At 60.0% G+C, this 19,840-nt stretch carries 17 protein-coding genes; 9 read left to right on the top strand and 8 right to left on the bottom strand.

All coding sequences use genetic code 11. The features are described 5' to 3' along the window. The first annotated feature begins 46 nt into the window (after positions 1-46). The gene (locus V6L81_RS12450; RefSeq protein ID WP_338659968.1) at positions 47-277 is read left to right on the top strand and encodes a hypothetical protein; all 231 of its coding nucleotides are present in this window, start codon (positions 47-49) and stop codon (positions 275-277) included. Positions 278-432: 155 nt separating this feature from the next. Beyond that, the gene (gene tal / locus V6L81_RS12445) at positions 433-1,356 is read left to right on the top strand and encodes a transaldolase (RefSeq protein WP_095002385.1); all 924 of its coding nucleotides are present in this window, start codon (positions 433-435) and stop codon (positions 1,354-1,356) included. 64 nt (positions 1,357-1,420) lie between these two features. Here the strand turns inward: tal and rfaD are convergent, their stop codons facing one another. The 6 genes from rfaD to V6L81_RS12415 form a co-directional block, all read right to left on the bottom strand. After that, a complete protein-coding gene (gene rfaD, locus V6L81_RS12440; protein ID WP_095024283.1) occupies positions 1,421-2,410 on the bottom strand; it encodes an ADP-glyceromanno-heptose 6-epimerase in 990 nt (329 codons plus the stop codon). Positions 2,411-2,480: 70 nt separating this feature from the next. After that, a complete protein-coding gene (locus V6L81_RS12435) occupies positions 2,481-3,257 on the bottom strand; it encodes a class I SAM-dependent methyltransferase (protein WP_338659967.1) in 777 nt (258 codons plus the stop codon). 67 nt (positions 3,258-3,324) lie between these two features. Beyond that, entirely contained in the window at positions 3,325-5,769 is a 2,445-nt protein-coding gene (locus V6L81_RS12430) for a TonB-dependent siderophore receptor (RefSeq protein WP_338659966.1), read from the bottom strand. Between the two features lie 135 nt (positions 5,770-5,904). Then, positions 5,905-6,888, bottom strand: a complete 984-nt coding sequence (locus V6L81_RS12425) for a FecR domain-containing protein (RefSeq protein WP_338659965.1) — start codon at positions 6,886-6,888, stop codon at positions 5,905-5,907. Beyond that, on the bottom strand, positions 6,885-7,409 hold the full coding sequence (locus V6L81_RS12420) for a sigma-70 family RNA polymerase sigma factor (RefSeq protein ID WP_095002380.1): 525 nt from the start codon (positions 7,407-7,409) through the stop codon (positions 6,885-6,887). Before V6L81_RS12420 ends, V6L81_RS12425 begins: the two co-directional genes overlap by 4 nt. A gap of 149 nt (positions 7,410-7,558) precedes the next feature. Further along, the gene (locus V6L81_RS12415; protein WP_150628089.1) at positions 7,559-8,836 is read right to left on the bottom strand and encodes a serine/threonine transporter; all 1,278 of its coding nucleotides are present in this window, start codon (positions 8,834-8,836) and stop codon (positions 7,559-7,561) included. 227 nt (positions 8,837-9,063) lie between these two features. Between V6L81_RS12415 and V6L81_RS12410 the strand changes: the two genes are divergently transcribed. Then, on the top strand, positions 9,064-9,594 hold the full coding sequence (locus V6L81_RS12410; RefSeq protein ID WP_095002378.1) for a DUF4946 domain-containing protein: 531 nt from the start codon (positions 9,064-9,066) through the stop codon (positions 9,592-9,594). A gap of 59 nt (positions 9,595-9,653) precedes the next feature. Here V6L81_RS12410 and V6L81_RS12405 read toward each other — a convergent pair whose 3' ends face one another. Then, the gene (locus V6L81_RS12405; protein WP_338659964.1) at positions 9,654-10,613 is read right to left on the bottom strand and encodes a zinc-binding alcohol dehydrogenase family protein; all 960 of its coding nucleotides are present in this window, start codon (positions 10,611-10,613) and stop codon (positions 9,654-9,656) included. Between the two features lie 89 nt (positions 10,614-10,702). Next, the gene (locus V6L81_RS12400; protein WP_095018845.1) at positions 10,703-11,482 is read right to left on the bottom strand and encodes a helix-turn-helix transcriptional regulator; all 780 of its coding nucleotides are present in this window, start codon (positions 11,480-11,482) and stop codon (positions 10,703-10,705) included. 158 nt (positions 11,483-11,640) lie between these two features. Here V6L81_RS12400 and V6L81_RS12395 point away from each other — a divergent pair, with 158 nt between their 5' ends. The 6 genes from V6L81_RS12395 (at position 11,641) to V6L81_RS12370 (ending at position 19,768) form a co-directional block, all read left to right on the top strand. Continuing rightward, the gene (locus V6L81_RS12395; protein WP_338659963.1) at positions 11,641-12,087 is read left to right on the top strand and encodes a DUF411 domain-containing protein; all 447 of its coding nucleotides are present in this window, start codon (positions 11,641-11,643) and stop codon (positions 12,085-12,087) included. A gap of 539 nt (positions 12,088-12,626) precedes the next feature. Then, positions 12,627-14,198, top strand: a complete 1,572-nt coding sequence (glgA, locus tag V6L81_RS12390) for a glycogen synthase GlgA (RefSeq protein WP_338659962.1) — start codon at positions 12,627-12,629, stop codon at positions 14,196-14,198. 54 nt (positions 14,199-14,252) lie between these two features. Beyond that, complete coding sequence (gene malQ / locus V6L81_RS12385) at positions 14,253-16,334, top strand: 4-alpha-glucanotransferase (RefSeq protein ID WP_095002373.1); 2,082 nt, start codon at positions 14,253-14,255, stop codon at positions 16,332-16,334. 26 nt (positions 16,335-16,360) lie between these two features. Next, the gene (locus V6L81_RS12380; RefSeq protein WP_338659961.1) at positions 16,361-16,579 is read left to right on the top strand and encodes a DUF2934 domain-containing protein; all 219 of its coding nucleotides are present in this window, start codon (positions 16,361-16,363) and stop codon (positions 16,577-16,579) included. Between the two features lie 137 nt (positions 16,580-16,716). Next, positions 16,717-18,870 (top strand): glycogen debranching protein GlgX, encoded by a 2,154-nt coding sequence (glgX, locus tag V6L81_RS12375; protein WP_095002371.1) that lies wholly within the window; start codon positions 16,717-16,719, stop codon positions 18,868-18,870. A 94-nt stretch (positions 18,871-18,964) separates the two neighbouring features. Further along, positions 18,965-19,768, top strand: a complete 804-nt coding sequence (locus V6L81_RS12370; protein WP_095002370.1) for an endonuclease/exonuclease/phosphatase family protein — start codon at positions 18,965-18,967, stop codon at positions 19,766-19,768. Positions 19,769-19,840 lie beyond the last annotated feature (72 nt).

The raw sequence follows: 19,840 nt of genomic DNA, 5'->3' as shown, positions 1-19,840 counted from the left end.
CGCAGGCCCCAGGGCCTGCGGTACCCTACAGCAAGGAACCTTGCCCATGCTCGACATCGCCCTCAACAGCGCCGCGGTTATCAGCCTTTACTTTGCCGTAGGCTGGTGCCTGAAACAAAAGACCGAAAACGACCTCGACGACGCCAGCCTGATTCCCTTTGCCGATGACCCGGAAGTAGCACGCCGGGTCGAGCTGGCCACCGGCAAAACCATCAACGCCGTGCAGACCGCCGAACCAGAGCTGCGCAAGCCGGGATGGGGCACGCTCGACCTGTGAAAGCAGGGTAATGGCACTGCGACAGATTAAATCTGCACCATTAGTTGCACTGCGGGCGTATTCAACGGCATTCTGCCACTTACCGTTCAACGAACTAATGATCGAAGACGCACTCAATCTGTACTGCCATTAATACCTTTCCGACAGAGACGCTCATGACTTCCAAGCTGGAACAACTCAAGCAGTTCACCACCGTGGTCGCAGACACCGGCGACCTCGACGCGATTACCCGCCTCAAACCCGTGGATGCAACCACCAACCCGTCGCTGCTGCTCAAGGCCGCCGCGATGCCCGGCTACGCAGAACTGCTGCAAAACGCTATCAGCCACGCCAAAGGTGATGTAGGTCAGGCCTGCGACCACTTCGCGGTGTCTGTGGGTAGCGGTATCTTGAACGTGATTCCGGGGCGCATTTCCACTGAAGTCGACGCCCGCCTGTCGTTCGACGAGCCTGCCCTGCTGCAAAAAGCCCACCAGTTGATCGAGCTTTACGACAAGGCCGGTGTAGGTCGTGACCGGGTGCTGATCAAGCTGGCCTCGACCTGGGAAGGCATCCGCGCTGCCGAGAAACTGGAAAAGGACGGCATTCAAACCAACCTGACCCTGCTGTTCTCGTTTGCCCAGGCCGCTGCCTGTGCCGATGCCGGGGTGTTCCTGATCTCGCCGTTCGTGGGTCGGATTTACGACTGGTACAAGAAGTCCACCGGCATTGACTACACCGGCTCCGATGATCCGGGCGTGCAGTCCGTGACCCGCATCTACAACTACTACAAGGCCAACGGCTACAACACCGTGGTGATGGGCGCGAGCTTTCGCAACCTTAACCAGATCGAACAGCTGGCCGGCTGCGACCGCCTGACCATCAGCCCCGACCTGCTGGAAAAACTGGCATTGGACGACGGCAAACTGGAACGCAAACTGGCTCCGGGCAATAAAGGCGAACCCCGCCTGAGCCTGAACGAAGCACAATTCCGCTGGGCCTCCAACGAAGATGCCATGGCCACCGAAAAACTGGCCGAAGGCATCCGCCAATTCGCCCGTGACCAGGAAAAGCTGGAAGCACTGCTGTCAGGTAAATAACTTCATCTTGTGGGAGCAAGCCTGCTAGCGAAATGCCCTTCGCCAGCAGGCTCGCTCCCACGACCTAAGATGCAAGAAGCTCTGCACAATAGCCCTGCACGCCCTCCTCCAGCCCCAGCATTGGCTCGCGATACCCCGCTTCGCGCAACTGCCCGAGGTCGGCGCAGGTGTACACCTGATACTTGTGCTTGAGCCCGTCAGGGAACTCGCAATACCGCAACACTCCGTCCAGCAAGGCCGTCTCAAGGGTCAGGGGCGGCCTGTCCTCGGCAGCGCGTACACTGTTGATAGTCGCCAGTGCCAGGTCATTGAATGACCGCGCGCACCCAGTGCCCAGGTTGAAAACACCACTGGTTTGCGGATGGTCCAGCCAATGCAGATTGACCTTGACCACATCCTCCACAGAGACAAAATCGCGCTCATGCCCGCCCGCCGGGTAGCCGCCGTACTCGCCAAACAACTCGACATGGCCATGATCGCGATACTGGTTAAAACAGTGCCAGACCATCGAAGCCATGCGCCCTTTATGCTGTTCGCGGGGGCCGTACACATTGAAGTAGCGCAAGCCCACAATCTGGCTGCGCGTCCTGGGCAGCAACTGGCGTACCCGCTGGTCGAAGAGGAATTTGGAGTAGGCATAGACATTCAGAGGCTGCTCGTACTCGCGGGCTTCACGAAACTCCCGTTTCGCGCCGTAGACCGCCGCCGAAGAGGCATACAGCAAAGGTACCGACTGTTCCTGACAGGCTTGCAGCAGGTCGCAGCTGTAACGGTAGTTGTTGTCCATCATCAACCGGCCATCACTTTCTACCGTACTGGAACAGGCGCCCTGATGCAGCACGGCACGCACTTCGCCCAGTTGATGGGTCGTAAAGCGCTGTACGAATTCACGCTTGTCGAAGTAATCAGCGATATCGCAGTCTGCTAGATTGCGGCACTTGTCGCCGTCAGTCAGATCGTCGACGGCGATGATGTCGCGCTCGCCGCGTCGGTTCAGGGCCTTCACCAGATTGCTGCCGATAAACCCGGCAGCTCCGGTCACGATGATGCTCATCTATGGCTACCTCCTGGAACATGAGTTGAGCTCAGGCTATGCCTGTGCGACGCGTCAGCATTGATGCAGGTCAAGCGTCCTTGCGGGTGACAAATGCCGACGTGACATACGGCACGCTGACGGTGCCACCGTGATTCAACGCGTTATGCGAGGCGACAAAAGCCGCCAGTTGCTGTTCCAGGCGATCACGCTCGGCCGGTATCAGAGCCGAGATAAAGCTGGTCGAACGCACCCGATTGAAGATTACGTCTTCTACCGGTCCGTCGTGGGAATGGCTCAGTTTCTGCTCGCGCAAAGGGCCAAAACCCGGATGAGGAAATGCCTGACGCCACGCGCCGGTATAGAAGCGCGGGGCATCACCTTCCCACTGATTGACCAGCGCATCCAGTTGCGCCACCCACGGCACACTGGCATCGCGCAGGTTCCAGATCAGCCCCAGTTGCCCGCCAGGCTTGAGCACGCGATGAATCTCGGTCAGCGCTGCAGAGGTGGCGAACCAGTGAAAAGCCTGCGCGCACACCACCACATCGACACTGGCATCGGCCAGAGGAATGGCCTGGGCAGTGCCTTGATGGGTTTCGACTTGCGGATAGCTGCTGGAGAGCTTGTCGAGCATGGCCTGCACCGGCTCGACCACAATCACCCGCGCGCCCGTCTGTAACAGGCGCGTGGTGAACTTGCCGGTACCGGCTCCAACTTCAAGCACGGTTTGCCCGGGCCCCAGGCCAAGGGTTTGGGACAACCATGCGGTCACACCCGCCGGGTAATCCGGGCGCCCGCGCACATAGGTGTCGGCGCCCTGCTTGTAACCATCTGCTGCTGCCCTGTGGATGGTGGTATCGCTCATTGCCAGCCTCCGATTTCGTGGTTTTTAACCATAGTCGACCCAGGGCACACGCGAGATGAAAACCTCGTCAGAAACGGTACTTCATGCCCAGCATCAGGTTGCGCGGGTCACCGTAGTAATAAGTCGAGTACAAACCGTAACCGCTAAGGTATTCACGATCGAAAACGTTGTTTAAATTAGCTGACGCACTGAGGTTCTTGGTGATGTCATAGCGGGCCATCAAGCCGACCACGGCAAAGCTGCCTTCCTTGGCTTCGGTCTTGATTGTTGAATCCAGCTCGCTGTAGGTCGAGCCCTGCCAGGTCAGGTTGCCGCCCACGTTAAGGTCTTTGAGGTCGCCGGTCAGTTGATAGCTGGTGGCCAGTTTGAACAATTGCTCAGGGTGGTTGCTGTTGATCCGCTTGCCGTCCTTGTCCCGTGGCTGGGCGTAGGTGTAGCCCGCCAGCAATTGCCAGCCGGTCATGATTTCGCCGGATATTTCAGCCTCGAAGCCCTTGGTCTTGGTACCGCTGATTGCCTTGTAGGCATCCTGGCCATCATCCCGCACACCATCGTATTCGGCGTAGTTGTCCTGTTTGATCATGAACAGGGCAAAACTGGTGTTCAGCGCCCCGCCGAAATACTCGGACTTCAGACCCGCTTCATAGCTTTGGCCAGTCATCGGCGGCAGAACCTTGTCGTCACGGTCGAAGTAGCTTTGCGGCGTGAAGATATCCGTGTAGCTGGCATAGACCGAGTGGTTTTCGTTCAGGTCGTAGACGATCCCGGCATAAGGAATCATCTTCCCGGTTTTTTTGCTGTTATCCGTGGTTGGCACAGTTTGCGCCGCGTTATAGGTCATTGTGCCTTTGCGATCGTAGTCCACTACCCTGGTTCCCAGGATGATCGACAGGTCGTCCACAGGTTTGAGGCGCAATGCTGCGTAGGCTGCCGACTCTTTGGTTTTGTACTTTTGCTTCAACCCCTGGCTCAGATCAGTAGGACGCGGCGCGTCATTGTTCCAGTTTTCGTAGTTGACGGTCAGGTCATCGGCATTCATTGCCAGGTAGTCCGTGCGCCGGTCACTGACGTTCATCCCCACCACCAGATCATGGGTACGCCCCAACAGCTCAAACGGCCCGGTCGCATAGGCGTCCAGTGTATCGGTATTGATTTCGAAGGTTTTGCTCCCGCTCATGAACTGCGCCTGGCCGGTGGCCTTGTCCGGAAAAGGCCCCCAGCCCACCAGGTTGCCCTGCAACTGCTCGGTGCTGCCCTTCCAGTGGCTGGCCTCGACCTTGAGCAGCCAGTCGTTGGCAAAACGCTGTTCAACACCGGCGAAATACTTGGTGCTTTCACTGTCGGCATACGCCCACTTGGCGGCGGGATTCATCGAGCGCTTGAAATGGGTGCGGCTGCCATCGCTGTAATACAGCGGCAATTGGCCAAAGCTCGAGCCGTTGGAATTGATCCGCTGATAGTCGATACCGGCGTACAGAGTGGTGTCGTCGGTCAAATCCGCTTCGCCGATGCCATAGAACACGTCCTTGGTCGAGGAATAGCGATCGATAAAGGAACGGCCATCTTCGTGGGCGGCGACGACACGTCCGCGCAGTGCGCCGTTTTCCGTCAGCGGCCCGGACAAATCCAGCTCGCTGCGATAGCGGTCCCATGAGCCGCCGCTGCCTGATACATAGCCCTGAAACTCCTTGGTGGGACGCTTGCGCACCAGGTTCACGGCCCCCGACGGGCTACCCACACCGCTCATCAAGCCGGTGGCACCGCGCACCACCTCTACGCGATCGTAAATGGCCATGTCACGCATGCCCAGGCCATTGGTATTGGTGGTGAAATCCGAGGTCGGCACACCGTCGTACTGAAAGTTATCGAGGGTGAAACCGCGAGAGTAAAAGTTGTAGCGCTCGCTGTCGTCATGCACCACGGTGATGCCGGGGGTTTGCGCCAATACCTGAGCGATACTGCCCAAACCTTGGTCAGTCATTTGCTGACGGGTAATGACCGTCACCGATTGCGGCGTTTCACGCAGCGAAAGCGGCAACTTGGTCGCCGTACTGGTTTCACCCGTGGTGTAGGAGTGACTGCCCTCAGTGGTGCTGCCCAACGCCAAACCCGTGACGCTGGTGGCTTGCAATTGCAACTGGCCGTCCACATTGGCGGAAGTCAGTGGGTATAGGGTCCAGACTCCGCTGGCGCCTTCGGTGGCCGTCAAACCGCTGCCCTTGAGCAGTTGCTGCAAGCCCTGGGGCACATCAAAGCGGCCCTTGAGGGCTGACGCCTGCTTGTCTTGCACCAGCGCCGGGTCATAAGGCAGGGAGATATTGGCCTGCTGGGCGAAGCGGTTCAGTGAATCTTCAAGCGTGCTAGCGGGCACGTCGAAACTGCGCTGAACACTCAAGGGCGCAGCACTGACCAGCGATAGCGGCTGCGCCACGGTGCCCAGTAAAACGATATGCAAGGCCATGGCCAGGCGGTTGCGGGGAGGCAATGAAGGGTTGCGAAAAACACGGGACATTGGCGCGGGGCTCCTGCGATGGATAAGTCTTATGCCTATCTGTCGAAGGCCAGCCGAAAACCCGCAAAGAAATTTGCGCTGTGGGAGCGAGCCTGCTCGCGAATGGCCTTCGCGAGCAGGCTCGCTCCCACACTACTAAGCCGCCACAATGCGTGTCCAGAACCGTGTCCGGCGCTCAATACGCACCGCCAGCGACTGGCTCAAACCCTCCAGCGCATGGTCAATGCGCTGGAGTTGAAACACCCCGGAAACCCGCAATTCAGCCACCGCCGGATCACACTGCAACCAGCCGTGGCGATAGCGCGCCAGTTCTTGCACGAGATCCTGCAAGCGCATCTGCCTGGCCACCAGCACACCGCTGACCCAGCCATTGGCACTAAACACGGGCGCAGGCTGCAACTGCGCAGAACGTGGATCGATCAGGTACTCGCTGCCCGCCTGTACCAGCACTGGCCGGGTATCGGGCAAGTGAATCGCCACTACGCCCTCCTCGACCATCAAGCGAGTACGCCCTGACTCCTGACGTACATCGAATGCGGTGCCAATAGCCTGCAGGCGCGCTTCACGGGTATGCACCCAGAATGGCCTGCGCCCGCTCGCAGATCCCGGATCCTGACCCGTACGGATAAATATCTCGCCTTCGCGCAACACAATCAGGCGCTGTTGCGCAGTGAACAGCACATCAGCAGCACTGTCGGTATTGAGCTGCAAACGCGTGCCATCGAGCAGATTGAACGAATGCCGCTCTCCCACGCCGGTCGCATAGTCGGCACCCACGCTCCGCCAGGGCTGCTGTTGCAGGACCAGGCCGCCCGCGCCTGCGCCGAGGATGCCCAGGCCGAGCACTTTGAGGGCCTGACGCCGTGAGCGCAGGCGGCCACTGCCGGCCAGGGTGTCCAAAGCCACACGACCCGGCAGCGCCGAGGCCTGCCGCAAGGTCGCTTCGGTCATTTGCAGGGCTTGCCACGCGGCTTCATGGCTGGCATCGGCTGCGCGCCATTGCTCGCACGCCGCAAATACCTGAGGCGGCGCCGCACCGGATTGGGTTTTGACCAGCCAGTCAATCGCCTGGTCAAGGACATGGGGGGCGAATCCTGGCGGCGACGAACCAGCGCTCACAGGGCGTTACGCATCAGAAAACAATGGCGAATGGCCGTGGCCATGTATTTTTCCACTGAACTCACGCTCACCCCCAGGCGCTCGGCAATAGCCTGATAGCCAAGCCCTTCAAGGCGTGACAGCAAAAAGGCAGTGCGTACATTGGCTTTTAGGCCCTCGAGCAACGCATCGATGCGGGTCAGGGTTTCCAGCAGGATCAAACGTTCTTCGGCGGCAGGCATGTGCTGCTCGGGCAAGTGAGCCAGCGCTTGCAAATAGGCCTGCTCGACTTTCTGGCGGCGGAAGCGGTCAATCAACAGGCCCTTGGCAATGGTGCTCAGCCAGGCCCGTGGCTCGCGCAAATGCGCAACCTGTTCCGGCTTGCCCAGCACATAGAGAAAGGTGTCCTGCGCCATGTCGGCAGCATTGTCGGTATCTCGCAGGCGCCTGCGCAGCCAGTTCAGCAGCCAGCCATGGTGATCGCTGTAGAGGCTTTGCACATCTGCGTGCAGCAACGGCGGGTTCGGCGGGGATGGCGACACGGAAACCCTCGGGACGTGCCGTGGGCACACTGCGAATAGGAATGGGTCGCAATCATATTCGCAGTACCGGCCAGACTCAAGCCCTGGACGGCTTGCGCGGGTCAATCAGCGCCCTGTCGCCGCCAGGACGGCGGCGACAGGGGCATGCATCAAGGGATCAGCGAGTACACCAGCGAGGAGATCGCAATCAGGCCGATAACCGTCACGAACACGTTGGAGATCTGCCCCGAGTACTGGCGCATAGACGGCACCCGGCGAATCGCGTACATCGGCATCAGGAACAGAATGGCTGCAATCACCGGCCCGCCCAAGGTTTCAATCATCACCAGGATGCTCGGGTTGAGCGTGGCCACAGCCCAGCACACCACCAGCATGAAAGCGGCCGTCATGCGGTCCAGGTTTTTCGCGGCCGGGCGCTTGCCGGTTTTCAGCACCAGGCCTTTAAGGCCTTCGCTGGCGCCGATGTAGTGGCCCAGAAAGGACTTGGCAATGGCCACAAAAGCAATCAGTGGCGCGGCAAAAGCGATGGTCGGGTTACTGAAATGGTTGGCCAGGTAGGACAGGATCGACAGGTTCTGCGCCTTGGCTTCGGCCAGTTGTTCCGGCGACAGGGTCAGCACGCAACTGAACACGAAGAACAGCACCATCACTACCATCAGCAGGTGAGCACGGGACAGGATCTGCGAACTGCGCTCATCGGCATTGGCGCCATACCGGCGCTTCTGGTCTACGGCGAACGCCGAAATGATCGGTGAATGGTTAAAGGAAAAAACCATCACCGGAATCGCCAGCCACAAGGTATGCAGCAATACCGAAGGCGCAGGCAGCGTAGTCGCGGTACTGAGAATGCCGCCGTTCCAGTGCGGGATCAAAAACACCGCCAAAAACAGCAACGCCACGATAAACGGGTAGACCAGCATGCTCATGGCCTTGACGATCACCTGTTCGCCGCAGCGCACCACAATCAGCAAGCCCAGAATCAGCACCAGCGACAGGATTGCCCGTGGAGGTGGAGTGATATGCATCTGGTTGAGCATAAAGCTGCCAACCGTGTTGGTCAGCGCTACGCTATAGATCAGCAGGATCGGGAAGATGGCCAGGAAGTACAGCAACGTAATCACAGCACCTGCACGCAGGCCGAAATGTTCTTCAACCACGTCAGTGATATCTGAGCCTTCACGCCCGGAGAGAACGAAGCGGGTCAGGCCGCGGTGAGCGTAAAAGGTCATCGGGAACGCCAGCAGCGCCAGGATCAGTAACGGCCAAAAGCCGCCAAGCCCAGCGTTGATCGGCAAAAACAAGGTACCTGCGCCAATCGCCGTGCCAAACAGGCCCAGCATCCAGGTGGTGTCATGACGATTCCAGCGAGTGAGGGTCGCTGGTGTCTCGTCGAAGCGTTCGTCGACGCTGTTAGCCTGGTCATTCATCCGGTCGAATCTCCGCTAGCCGGTCGTTACCACGCAGCCGGGGCGGACAAGAAACATCTTGCTGACATCGCCCCGGCCATAAGAGGGGCGCGATTGTCCGGGATTAGACATAAGAAGCAAAGGTTTAGCTGAGCAATGGTCGAAATGATGTCACGTTGCAAAGCAATACCTGGACACCAATTGATACACTATTGAAGTCCCCCCATCGCTCAAAAGGCCCGAGAACCATGCATTTTGCCCGACGTTTTCCCGTTTTTATCGGCTTGTGCCTGCTGGCTGCAGCGCCCATGGCCAGCGCCGACGGTCTGATGATTACCTGGCCCGGCGGCTGGGAAGTGCAGGCCGTCCCCCCTGCCCCGGACGACAGCAGTGTGCGCCAGCGGGCGGTGAAGAACGATGCCAATGGTGACCCGCAGATGGTTATGGAGCTGACTCAGTCGACCCTGGCGCCCGAGCACAAGGTCAATATGGAGGCGGTGTTGCTGCAAATGCGCAAAACCTTGCAGCAGAATTTCGCCAAAGGCGGTTACCAGAGCGCTTGCAACAAGATCCACAGCAGCACCCTGGGCGGGCTGGACGCATTGCAAACCACCTGCAAGATCACCCAGAACGGCAACCACGTGATCACCCAGACCCTGGTGGCCGCCACCCAGGGCAACAGCGCCTACGCCCTTTCCTACGCAGGCCCGGCTGACGGCTACAAAGCCAACGAGCCTGAGGTCAATGGCATTCGCGCCAGCTTGCGGCTGGGGCAATAACCGGGTAGCACTTGCCTCTGTGGGAACGAGCCTGTTCGCTCCCACAGTTCAGGCAGTGCCTACGGGATCAGCACCACTTTGGCGCACGCACCTTCATTGACCTGCGCATAACAGGCCAGTCCGTCCGCCAGGGCCGCTTCCTGAAAACCACCCGGTGCCGGCAACAGCCCTTGATCGAAGTACTGACCAAACTGATTGAGCCTCTGCGCGCAATCGCCGCAGCTATACAGCAGCGTGTTGACCCCGACCAGCGACCCGCCCTTGCGATACAGGGCCAGCGCAGGCAAATGCACATGACCGTCCTGCGGTGCGGCAATAAAGGCGATTCGCCCGAAAGTGCGCAACGCCGACACTGCCGCTGGCAACCAATGGCCAGTGGTGTCGAAAATCACTTCAGCGCCACCTGCAAATACCTCATTCACTTGAGTCCCCAGCGACTCCGGTTTATCCAGAACCAGCACTTCAAGGCCCTGCTCCAGCAGCACCTGCGCCTGCTCGGTACGACGCACCGCCGCCAGCACCCGCGCGCCAAGCACTTTCGCCAGCGCGATAGCCGCGGTGCCTACCGCGCCATTGGCACCGATCACCAGCAAACGGGTATCCGCGCCTACACCCGTTCGTTGCAGAGCATCCCACGCCGTGGTGTAAGGCACGCCCAGGCTGGCGGCCTGCTCAAAACTCAGCGACTTGGGTTTCAGCGCAACGCCTTCAATCGGCAAGACCAAATAGCTCGCATGAGAACCGTCCCGGTAGAACCCCAGTTCCTTACCCGTACCCCAGACTTCCTGCCCCACCAACGCCTGCGGTCCATCCACGATCACCCCGGCAAAATCCCGACCGGGCACGCGGGGCAAGGTGGTGTAGGGGAAACGGCCGAGTACATTTTTCACATCGCTGGGGTTCAGGCCCGCAGCCCTGACCTGCACCAGCACTTCATTGGCACCAGGTACCGGCAGCGGCAACTCAACGAGGTTCAGCGCCGCCAGATCACCGGTTTTGGAAAATTGCAGTGCTTTCATATTCAGCCCTCTGGATGCTGTAGAGATGCCCCAGTTTATGGCCGACAAGCGTGGTGCTTCTGCCAATGCCTTCTGTCTGCCGGACAAGTTCAGATCTCTGCTACCTGACCTGAGGCATACAAAGAAGGACTCACACCCAGCTCGCGTCGGAACATATCGCTGAAACTGCTGGGCGAATAACCAAGCGAACGTGAGATCTGGCTAACAGAAGCGCCCTGGATCAGCTCGGCCGCGGCGGTTGCCAATTGCACCTGCCGCCGCCACTGGGCGAAGCCCATGCCCAGTTCGCCCTGAAAAAGACGGGCCAGGGTTCGTACACTGGCCCCGGCGTTCTCGGCATGTTGCTCAAAGGCGATATCCAGCGAAGGGCTGGCCATGACCGACTGGCACAGGTTGAGCAGGCGCCGGTCCGGGGTATCGGGCATGGGCACCTTAAGCTGGGTTCGGCGGGCCCGCTGCAATTCCAGCAACGTCAGATTGAGCAGAGCCTCGGTGTAGGCCGTTTGCCCGTCCGCCTGCTCCACCAACTTGATAATCAGCTCTCTGAGCAAGCGGCCGACTTCAATCACCTGTACACGACGGTCCAGGGTGCTGGCCAGCTTGGGTGGCAAATAGATATTTCGCATCTGCAAATCCGACACCACGCGAATCCCGTGGGGCACCTGCGGCGGCAACCACACCGCCCGCTGTGGTGGCACGGCCAGGGCTTCATCCGGGGTATCGACCCACATCACGCCGCTGCTTGCGTAGAGCAACTGCCCCCACTCGTGCTGATGCGGCTCGATATACAGGCCACGGGGATAAGTACGCGCCAAGGGTTGTACCCGCACATCGGTGTCAGACAAATCGGGTGGAACGGCAAGCGCCATATACGGTACACATCAGAAAAGTGAGCGATTAAGGGAACGAGGTTATAGTGCCTTGATTCCACCCAAAGCGCCCCAACCTGACAGATTTGTCATCTGTCCATCAGTTGCCTGACAGTCCCTGTCGCTCAGGCTGACGTTTTTTCGTATAGAGGATCTCGATGAAGACTCCATTGCGCCTTTTCGCACTCTCGGCCCTGTTGTTGACCTCTTTGGCGCAAGCGGCCGAACAACTGACCATTGATGTGCACCGCGATGCCAACTGCGGCTGCTGCAAAGCCTGGATTTCTCACCTTGAGAGCAACGGCTTCAAGATCAATGACCATGTAGAAACGGATATGGCCAGCGTCAAACAGCGCCTCGGCGTGCAGCCCCGGCTGGCGTCGTGCCATACCGGAGTGATCAACGGCAAGTTCGTTGAAGGTCACGTGCCTGCCGAACAAGTGGTGGCACTGACCCAGCGCAACGACCTCAAGGGTATTGCTGTACCGGGCATGCCAATGGGCTCGCCGGGTATGGAAATGGGTGACCGCAAGGACGCCTACCAGGTGATCGGCCTGGACAACGACGGTAAAGACCAGGTGATCGCCGAGTACCCTGGCAACTGAAATACGCGAGGCGCGCGCACCACATCGGTGCGCGCGCCCTGTTATTTTGCAGAACCGCCCCCCATCCCCATAGCAGCTGACGAGCGGAGCGAGGCTGCGTTCGGGCGCGTAGCAGCCGTGAGCCCTGCGAACCCGATTGGGCTAGCATATCGCAGTGTCTGATTTTACGGCTGCTGCGCAGCCTCGCTCCGCTCGTCAGCTGCTACAAAAACTGAAACAGACTTTGTGATAGATACTTTTCCTACAAGACAACTCTCATTGTCTTACAAAAAACACTGCCTTTAGCTAGCAGCTTGACCCATCTCTTCTACACTCAACGCTGTCGCATCTACGGCGTGTATTTGTCGTATTTGAATAATCGGATCTTCTTCGCCCGTGATAGGCCAACTTGGGGCTGGGTTGCAGCTGTTGGTGCATTCCTTGCAGTGCCCAAATCATCTTTTACGCATTTTTGCCGTGGATGACATGGCCGATCAGTCAGTGGGGAAGTGCCGGCCGGGTGGCCGTTAGCAGATCAATAAATACAACGGGAGAGATTCATGATCAGTGCTGCTGCGCCACATCAAGAAGAACGTCTGACCCCGCAAGTTGTGAATGAGCTGATTTCACTGCCAGATCTGGCCCCTGCAGGGAGGCCCGCGCTGGCGGTGATAAACGCCAATCCCAATAAAAAGAAGGTGCTGTTTGTCACCTCCGAACTGGCCGACCTGGTGAAGACCGGTGGCCTGGGTGATGTGTCGGCAGCACTGCCGCGGGCCATGCGTCACTTGCATGATGTACGGGTGCTGATCCCCGGCTACCCACAAGTGCTCAACAGCGACAACCCGATCCACATCATCGGTGAACTCGGTGGCCATGCCGCCCTGCCCGCCTGCAAGATCGGACGCATGGACATGACCGACGGCCTGGTCATCTATGTAATGATCTGCCCTGAGCTTTATGAGCGCGAAGGCACGCCCTACGGCGCCAACAATGGCCGCGACTGGCCCGACAACCACATCCGTTTCGCCCGCCTGGGGCTGGCTGCAGCCGATATCGCTGCCAATCTGGCACAGATACACTGGCAACCCGACCTCGTGCATGCCCACGACTGGCCTGCAGGGCTGGCCCCGGCCTATATGCACTGGCGCGGGCAACGCACCCCCACCCTGTTCACTATTCACAACCTCGCCTACCAGGGCGTATTCAGCCGCGCCTGCTGCCCGGAGCTCGGCATCCCGCACCATGCCCTGCAACAGGACGGTATGGAGTTCTACGGCAAACTGTCGTTTCTCAAGGCCGGCATGGCCTACGCCAGCCACATCACTACGGTCAGCGCGACCTACGCCGCCGAAATCACCACCCCGGCCTTTGGCTGCGGGCTCGATGGCTTTTTGGCCAGCAAGACCCAGCAAGGCCTGTTGAGCGGTATTCCCAATGGCATCGATGAAAGCTGGGAAGCCACCACCGACCCCCATCTGGTGGCGCCCTTCGGTATCGGTGACTGGGATGCCCGCGCCGTCAATACCACCCATGTGCGTAACCTGTTCGGCCTCAACCCCTCCAAAGGGCCATTGTTTGCCGTCGTGTCGCGCCTGGTTTACCAGAAGGGCCTGGACCTCACCGAAGCCGTGGCCGCCTTTATCGTCGCTTCGGGCGGGCAGATTTGCATCATCGGCCGCGGTGAACCCGAAGAAGAACAGGCCATGCGTGAACTTGCCTTGCGCTTCCCGGGTCAGATCGGAGTACGCATCGGTTTCAATGAAACCGATGCACGGCGCATGTTCGCGGGCAGCGACTTTTTGCTGATGCCCTCGCGCTATGAACCCTGCGGTTTGAGCCAGATGTATGCACAACGCTTCGGCTCGCTGCCAGTAGCGCGCAACACCGGCGGCCTGGCGGACACCATCGAAAACGGCGTGACCGGTTTTCTGTTCGACGAGTCCACCGTGGCCAGCTACGAGGAAGCACTCAAGCGCGCCTTCAAGGTGTTCAGCTACCCCAAACTGTTGAATGCCATGCGCTGCCGCGCAATGGCCGCTCCATTCAACTGGTGCAAGGCCGTGGAACCCTATGCCGAGCTGTATGAGCAACTGGTTGCCAAGTCATTGCTTCGCACCGTGAAGCCATGAGCCCTGCGGATCTGCCTGACGTTCGTTCATTTATCGCCATCAAGGGTACCGCCAATGAGCGAAGCGCAACTTGAAGTACTCGCCGGCCGGGCCGGACTGGCCGTTGACTGGATTGATGCCAACGGCCAGCCACAGAGGGTCAGGCCACAGGTGCTGGAGGCCATTCTGGCGGGGCTGGGACTGCCCGCCGACAGCGCCGAAGCCATCGAAACCAGTCTGCTCAACCTGCAGCTGGAGCAGCAGAACAAACGCCTGCCGCCCTTGCTCACGGCAGACGTCGGCAAGGCCCTGGACTTGTCACGCTACTTTCACGCCCATAGTCAGTGCATCGTGCATCTGGAGAACGGCGATGCGTTGCCAATCCAGCTGGATGCCGACGCCATGTTGCCGGGCATGATCCCCGTCGGCTACCACCGGGTGCAGCTGGAAGATCAACAGTTCACCCTGGCCGTGGCCCCGGCCAGGTGCTTCAGTATCGGCGATGCCCTGCATCAGACAGCGCCACGGGCATGGGGTGTCAGCGTGCAACTGTACTCATTGCGGCGCCACGGCGACGGCGGCTTTGGTGATACCCGGGCACTCGAAACCCTGCTGCAGGCTGTGGGTGAGCGCGGCGCCGATGCGCTGGCAATCAGCCCCCTGCACGCCATGTTCAGCAGCGCGCCCAAACATTACAGCCCGTACTCACCTTCCAGTCGCCTGTTTCTCAACAGCCTGTATGCAGCACCCGCCAGTATCCTTGGCGAGGAGGCACTGCACAGGGCCATTGAAGCCACAGGCCTGAGAGACGAACTGCAACGCCTTGAACAGTTGCCGCTGATCGACTGGCCAGCCGCAACCCTGGCCAAACAGACATTGCTGCGTCAGCTCTACAACGACTTTGCCCGGGACGAACACCCGCTGCTGGCCGACTTCAATCACTTTCGCGAGCTGGGTGGCGAAGCACTGGAAAACCACTGCCGCTTTGAGGCCCTGCAGGAAACCTGTGTGGCCGGGCATCACAGCTTCGACTGGCGCGAGTGGCCCGAACAATGGCGCAACCCGGACAGCCCGGCGCTACTGCGGTTTGCCGAGGGGCACCAGGCGCTCATCGGCTATTACGCCTTTTGCCAATGGCTGATCGCCCGCTGCCTGGACCGGGCCCAGACCACGGCGCGTAGCAGCGGCATGGCCATCGGCCTGATCGCCGACCTGGCCGTGGGTGCCGATGGTGCCGGCAGCCAGGCCTGGTGCCGCCAGGATGAACTGCTGGCGCAACTGACCGTGGGCGCGCCACCCGATGCACTCAACCGCGCGGGCCAGGGCTGGGGCATCTCGGCGTTTTCCCCCGAAGGCCTGAAGCGCAATGGTTTTCGTGCCTTTATCGAGATGCTGCGGGCCAATTTTGCCCATGCTGGCGGGCTGCGCATCGACCATGTGCTGGGTTTGCAGCGCCTGTGGGTAATACCCCTGGGGGCTTCGCCCGATGAAGGCGCCTATCTGTATTACCCGATCGACGACCTGCTGCGCCTGGTGTGCCTTGAATCGGTGCGCCACCAGGCCATCGTGCTGGGCGAGGACCTTGGCACCGTACCTGACGGCCTGCGGGAAAAGCTCAGCGAGCGGGCAATCCTGGGCATTCGCGTGCTGCTGTTCGAGCAGGACTACGGCGCGCGCTTCAAACCGATTCTGGACTGGCCGGACGATGCCCTGGCCACCACCAGCACCCACGACCTGCCGACACTCACCGGCTGGCTGCACGGACGCGATATCGACTGGAATGAACGCCTGGGTCTGATTGACCCGGTCACTGCACACCACTGGCGCGAAAGCCGTCAGCGCGAGTGCGAAGGCCTGGATCTGGCCTTGCGCCTGGATCCGCAAAACTTTCAGGAAGAAGCCCAGGGCAACGCTCCGACACTGGACGCCAGCATCCGTTATCTGGGGCACACCCGTGCGCCGCTGGTACTGCTGCCAATCGAAGATGCACTGGGGCTCGAGGAGCAAGCCAACTTGCCCGGCACCGTCAGCGGCCACCCCAATTGGTGCCGACGTCTGCCGGGCGACGGCAATACCTTGCTGGACGCCATCGATGCCACCCAACGTTTTGAACTGCTGGCCTGCGCCCGCCAGCAAGCCCACGAGCGAGACCGCTAAATCACCCATGAGCAAGGAGCTTCACCATGAGTAATGACGACAAGCACATTCGTGAATTTGCCTATCAGATCTGGGAGTCTGAAGGTCGCCCGGAGGGCCAGGAGGCGCGTCACTGGGAAATGGCCCACAAACTGGCCCAGGCACAAGCCCTGGCCCCTTCCAAGGCAGCCCCCAAGGCCAAGGCCGCAGCAAAACCTGCCGGCGAGAAAAAGCCCCGGGCACCGCGCAAGCCTGCCTCGTCTTGAGTCCACCTTCCCCCTTGTGGGAGCGCCAGCTCGCGATTGCCTCAACCCGGCCAACGGATTGAACCGCAGAAGTGCAATCGCAAGCCCGCCCCCACAGGCCACCTACACCCAAAAATCCGGTTGTGCAGGAGCAGGTCATGAGTAAACACACGTCAGCACCGCCCACTGGCGACCCCTTGCGCATCCGCGAAGGGCTGCCCTTCCCCCTTGGGGCCACCTGGGATGGCCTGGGCGTCAACTTTGCCCTGTTCTCGGCCAATGCCACCAAGGTCGAGCTGTGCCTGTTCGATGCCGCAGGCGAGGTCGAGCTGGAGCGTATCGAGCTGCCCGAGTACACCGACGAGACCTTCCACGGCTATCTGCCGGACGCCCATCCCGGGCAGGTCTACGGTTATCGCGTGCATGGCCCCTACGACCCGGAAAACGGCCATCGCTTCAACCACCACAAACTGCTGATCGACCCCTACGCCAAACAGCTGGTGGGTGAACTGAAGTGGTCCGAGGCCCTGTTTGGCTACACCATCGGTCACCCGGATGCCGACTTGAGCTTTGATGAACGGGACAGCGCGCCCTTCGTGCCCAAGTGCAAGGTCATCGACCCGGCGCACACCTGGGGTCATGACCACCGCTTGAGCGTGCCTTGGGAACGCACCATCTTCTACGAGGCCCACGTGCGCGGCATCAGCATGCGCCACCCCGCCGTGCCGGATGCGGTGCGTGGTACCTTTGCCGGCTTGATGATCGATGAAGTGGTCGAGCACATCACCGACCTGGGCGTAACCAGCATCGAGCTATTGCCGGTGCATGCCTTCGTCAATGACCAGCATCTGCTGCAAAAAGGCATGACCAATTATTGGGGCTACAACAGCATCGCTTTTTTTGCCCCCGACCCGCGCTATCTGGCCAGCGGCAAGATAGCCGAGTTCAAGGAGATGGTGGCGCGCCTGCACAAGGCCGGCCTCGAGGTGATTCTGGATGTGGTCTACAACCACACCGCCGAAGGCAACGAACAAGGTCCGACCCTGTCCATGCGCGGCATCGACAACGCCTCGTACTATCGCCTGATGCCCGAGGACAAGCGCTACTACATCAACGATTCCGGCACCGGCAACACTCTGGACCTTAGCCATCCATGCGTCTTGCAGATGGTCACTGACTCGCTGCGCTATTGGGCCCGGGAGATGCACGTCGACGGTTTCCGCTTCGACCTGGCGACGATTCTGGGGCGCTATCACGACGGCTTCAACGAACGTCACAGCTTTCTGGTGGCCTGTCGCCAGGACCCGCTGCTGCGCCGGGTAAAAATGATTGCCGAACCTTGGGACTGTGGCCCCGGTGGCTACCAGGTCGGCGGCTTCCCGCCCGGCTGGGCGGAATGGAACGACCGCTTCCGCGACACCGTGCGCGCGTTCTGGAAAGGCGACGAAGGCAAACTGGCTGAATTTGCCGGGCGCATGACCGGTTCGGCCGACCTGTTCAACCACCGGGGCCGAAGGCCCTATAGCTCGGTCAACTTCATTACCGCCCATGACGGCTTCACGCTGCACGACCTGGTGTCCTACAACGATAAACATAACGAGGCCAACGACGAAAACAACCAGGACGGTAGCAACAACAATATTTCCTGGAACCACGGCGTCGAAGGGCCCACCGACGACCCCGAAATCAACGCCTTGCGCCAGCGCCAAATGCGCAATTTCATGGCCACCCTGTTCCTGGCCCAGGGCACGCCGATGCTCGTGGCCGGCGACGAATTCGCCCGCACCCAGCACGGCAACAACAACGCCTACTGCCAGGACAGCGAAATCGGCTGGATCAACTGGGAACTGGACAAGACCGGCAAATCCCTGCTGGCCTTTGTCAAACGCCTGATCAAGTTACGCATGCAGTACCCCATCCTGCGGCGCGGCCTGTTCCTGGTGGGGCACTCCGTTGACACGCCCGAGTACAAGGACGTGACCTGGCTGGCCGCCGATGGCAACGAGATGACCACCGAACAGTGGCAGGACGCCGAGGCCCGGTGCATGGGCATGCTGCTCGATGGCCGGGCGCAGGTATCCGGGGTGCAGCGCGCCGGCGCTGATGCCACCTTGCTGATCGTGGTCAATGCCAACCACGACCCGGTCAACTTCAACCTGCCCAAAGTGCCCCACGGCATCAGCTGGTCATGCCGGCTCGACACCACTGACCCGAGCATCAAGGGCCCGCAGCATCTGCCCTTCAACAAACCCTACAATGTCACCGGGCGTTCGCTGGTGCTGTTTGAATTGCAACACACCGAGGTGTCGTGAATGTATTGATAAATATCAAGTGCACCCCCATAAAAAGCGGCAAGCTGTGACTGTAACTTGCCGCTTTGAAACTGCCCCTGACAGAGGAGTGACCATGCCTACCGAACAAGCTGTCGGCAATACACTTTTATCTGCCACCCCGGCAACAGCACCTGCCGTGCATCGAATCAAGGTGCTGACAGTCAATACACACAAGGGCTTTACCGCCTTCAACCGCCGCTTCATCCTGCCCGAACTGCGCGAAGCCGTGCGCAGCACCGGTGCCGATCTGGTGTTTTTGCAGGAAGTGCTCGGCGAGCACGGCAAGCACGCCTCACGTTACGAAGACTGGCCTGCCACCTCACAGTACGAATTCCTCGCCGACAGCATGTGGAGCGACTTTGCCTACGGGCAAAATGCCGTTTACCCCGACGGTCATCACGGTAATGCCCTGTTGTCCAAGTACCCGATCAAGGCTTCGCGCAATCTCGATGTGTCGATCACCGGGCCTGAGCGGCGCGGCTTGCTGCACTGTGTGCTGGATGTGCCGGGGCATGACAATGTGCATGCCATTTGTGTGCATTTGAGCCTGCTGGAAAGCCATCGCCAACTGCAGATCGTGTTGCTCAACCAACTGCTCAAATCCTTGCCGCCCCATGAGCCGGTGATCATTGCCGGTGACTTCAACGACTGGAAGCAGCAAGGCAATGCTGCCCTGCGCCAGCGTGACGACCTGCATGAGGTGTTTGAGCGCCATCACGGCCAAGTGGCCAAGAGCTATCCCGCGCGCTGGCCACTCCTGCGTCTGGATCGTATCTACTTGCGCAATGCCCGCAGCCACAATCCAGAGATCCTTGGCAATAAGCCGTGGAGCCATTTATCCGATCATTTACCGTTGGCGGTTGAGGTGCATCTGTAATACCGAGGTGCCCGCCTGCCCTCACCCCAACCCTCTCCCGAGGGTGAGGCCTGGGGTAAGGGCGCTGTTGCT

This window comes from Pseudomonas bubulae (genome assembly GCF_037023725.1).
Lineage (GTDB): Bacteria > Pseudomonadota > Gammaproteobacteria > Pseudomonadales > Pseudomonadaceae > Aquipseudomonas > Aquipseudomonas bubulae.
The sequence above is the reverse complement of the archived record's forward strand: the minus strand, read 5'-3'. Positions and strand labels throughout refer to the sequence as shown.

Coding starts and splice junctions, on each gene's coding strand:
- malQ (WP_095002373.1), top strand. CDS start 14,253: ATGAGCGAAGCGCAACTTGAAGTACTCGCCGGCCGGGCCGGACTGGCC.
- V6L81_RS12395 (WP_338659963.1), top strand. CDS start 11,641: ATGAAGACTCCATTGCGCCTTTTCGCACTCTCGGCCCTGTTGTTGACC.
- glgA (WP_338659962.1), top strand. CDS start 12,627: ATGATCAGTGCTGCTGCGCCACATCAAGAAGAACGTCTGACCCCGCAA.
- rfaD (WP_095024283.1), bottom strand. CDS start 2,410: ATGAGCATCATCGTGACCGGAGCTGCCGGGTTTATCGGCAGCAATCTG.
- tal (WP_095002385.1), top strand. CDS start 433: ATGACTTCCAAGCTGGAACAACTCAAGCAGTTCACCACCGTGGTCGCA.
- V6L81_RS12410 (WP_095002378.1), top strand. CDS start 9,064: ATGCATTTTGCCCGACGTTTTCCCGTTTTTATCGGCTTGTGCCTGCTG.
- V6L81_RS12405 (WP_338659964.1), bottom strand. CDS start 10,613: ATGAAAGCACTGCAATTTTCCAAAACCGGTGATCTGGCGGCGCTGAAC.
- V6L81_RS12400 (WP_095018845.1), bottom strand. CDS start 11,482: ATGGCGCTTGCCGTTCCACCCGATTTGTCTGACACCGATGTGCGGGTA.
- V6L81_RS12435 (WP_338659967.1), bottom strand. CDS start 3,257: ATGAGCGATACCACCATCCACAGGGCAGCAGCAGATGGTTACAAGCAG.
- V6L81_RS12430 (WP_338659966.1), bottom strand. CDS start 5,769: ATGTCCCGTGTTTTTCGCAACCCTTCATTGCCTCCCCGCAACCGCCTG.
- V6L81_RS12370 (WP_095002370.1), top strand. CDS start 18,965: ATGCCTACCGAACAAGCTGTCGGCAATACACTTTTATCTGCCACCCCG.
- V6L81_RS12380 (WP_338659961.1), top strand. CDS start 16,361: ATGAGTAATGACGACAAGCACATTCGTGAATTTGCCTATCAGATCTGG.
- glgX (WP_095002371.1), top strand. CDS start 16,717: ATGAGTAAACACACGTCAGCACCGCCCACTGGCGACCCCTTGCGCATC.
- V6L81_RS12450 (WP_338659968.1), top strand. CDS start 47: ATGCTCGACATCGCCCTCAACAGCGCCGCGGTTATCAGCCTTTACTTT.
- V6L81_RS12415 (WP_150628089.1), bottom strand. CDS start 8,836: ATGAATGACCAGGCTAACAGCGTCGACGAACGCTTCGACGAGACACCA.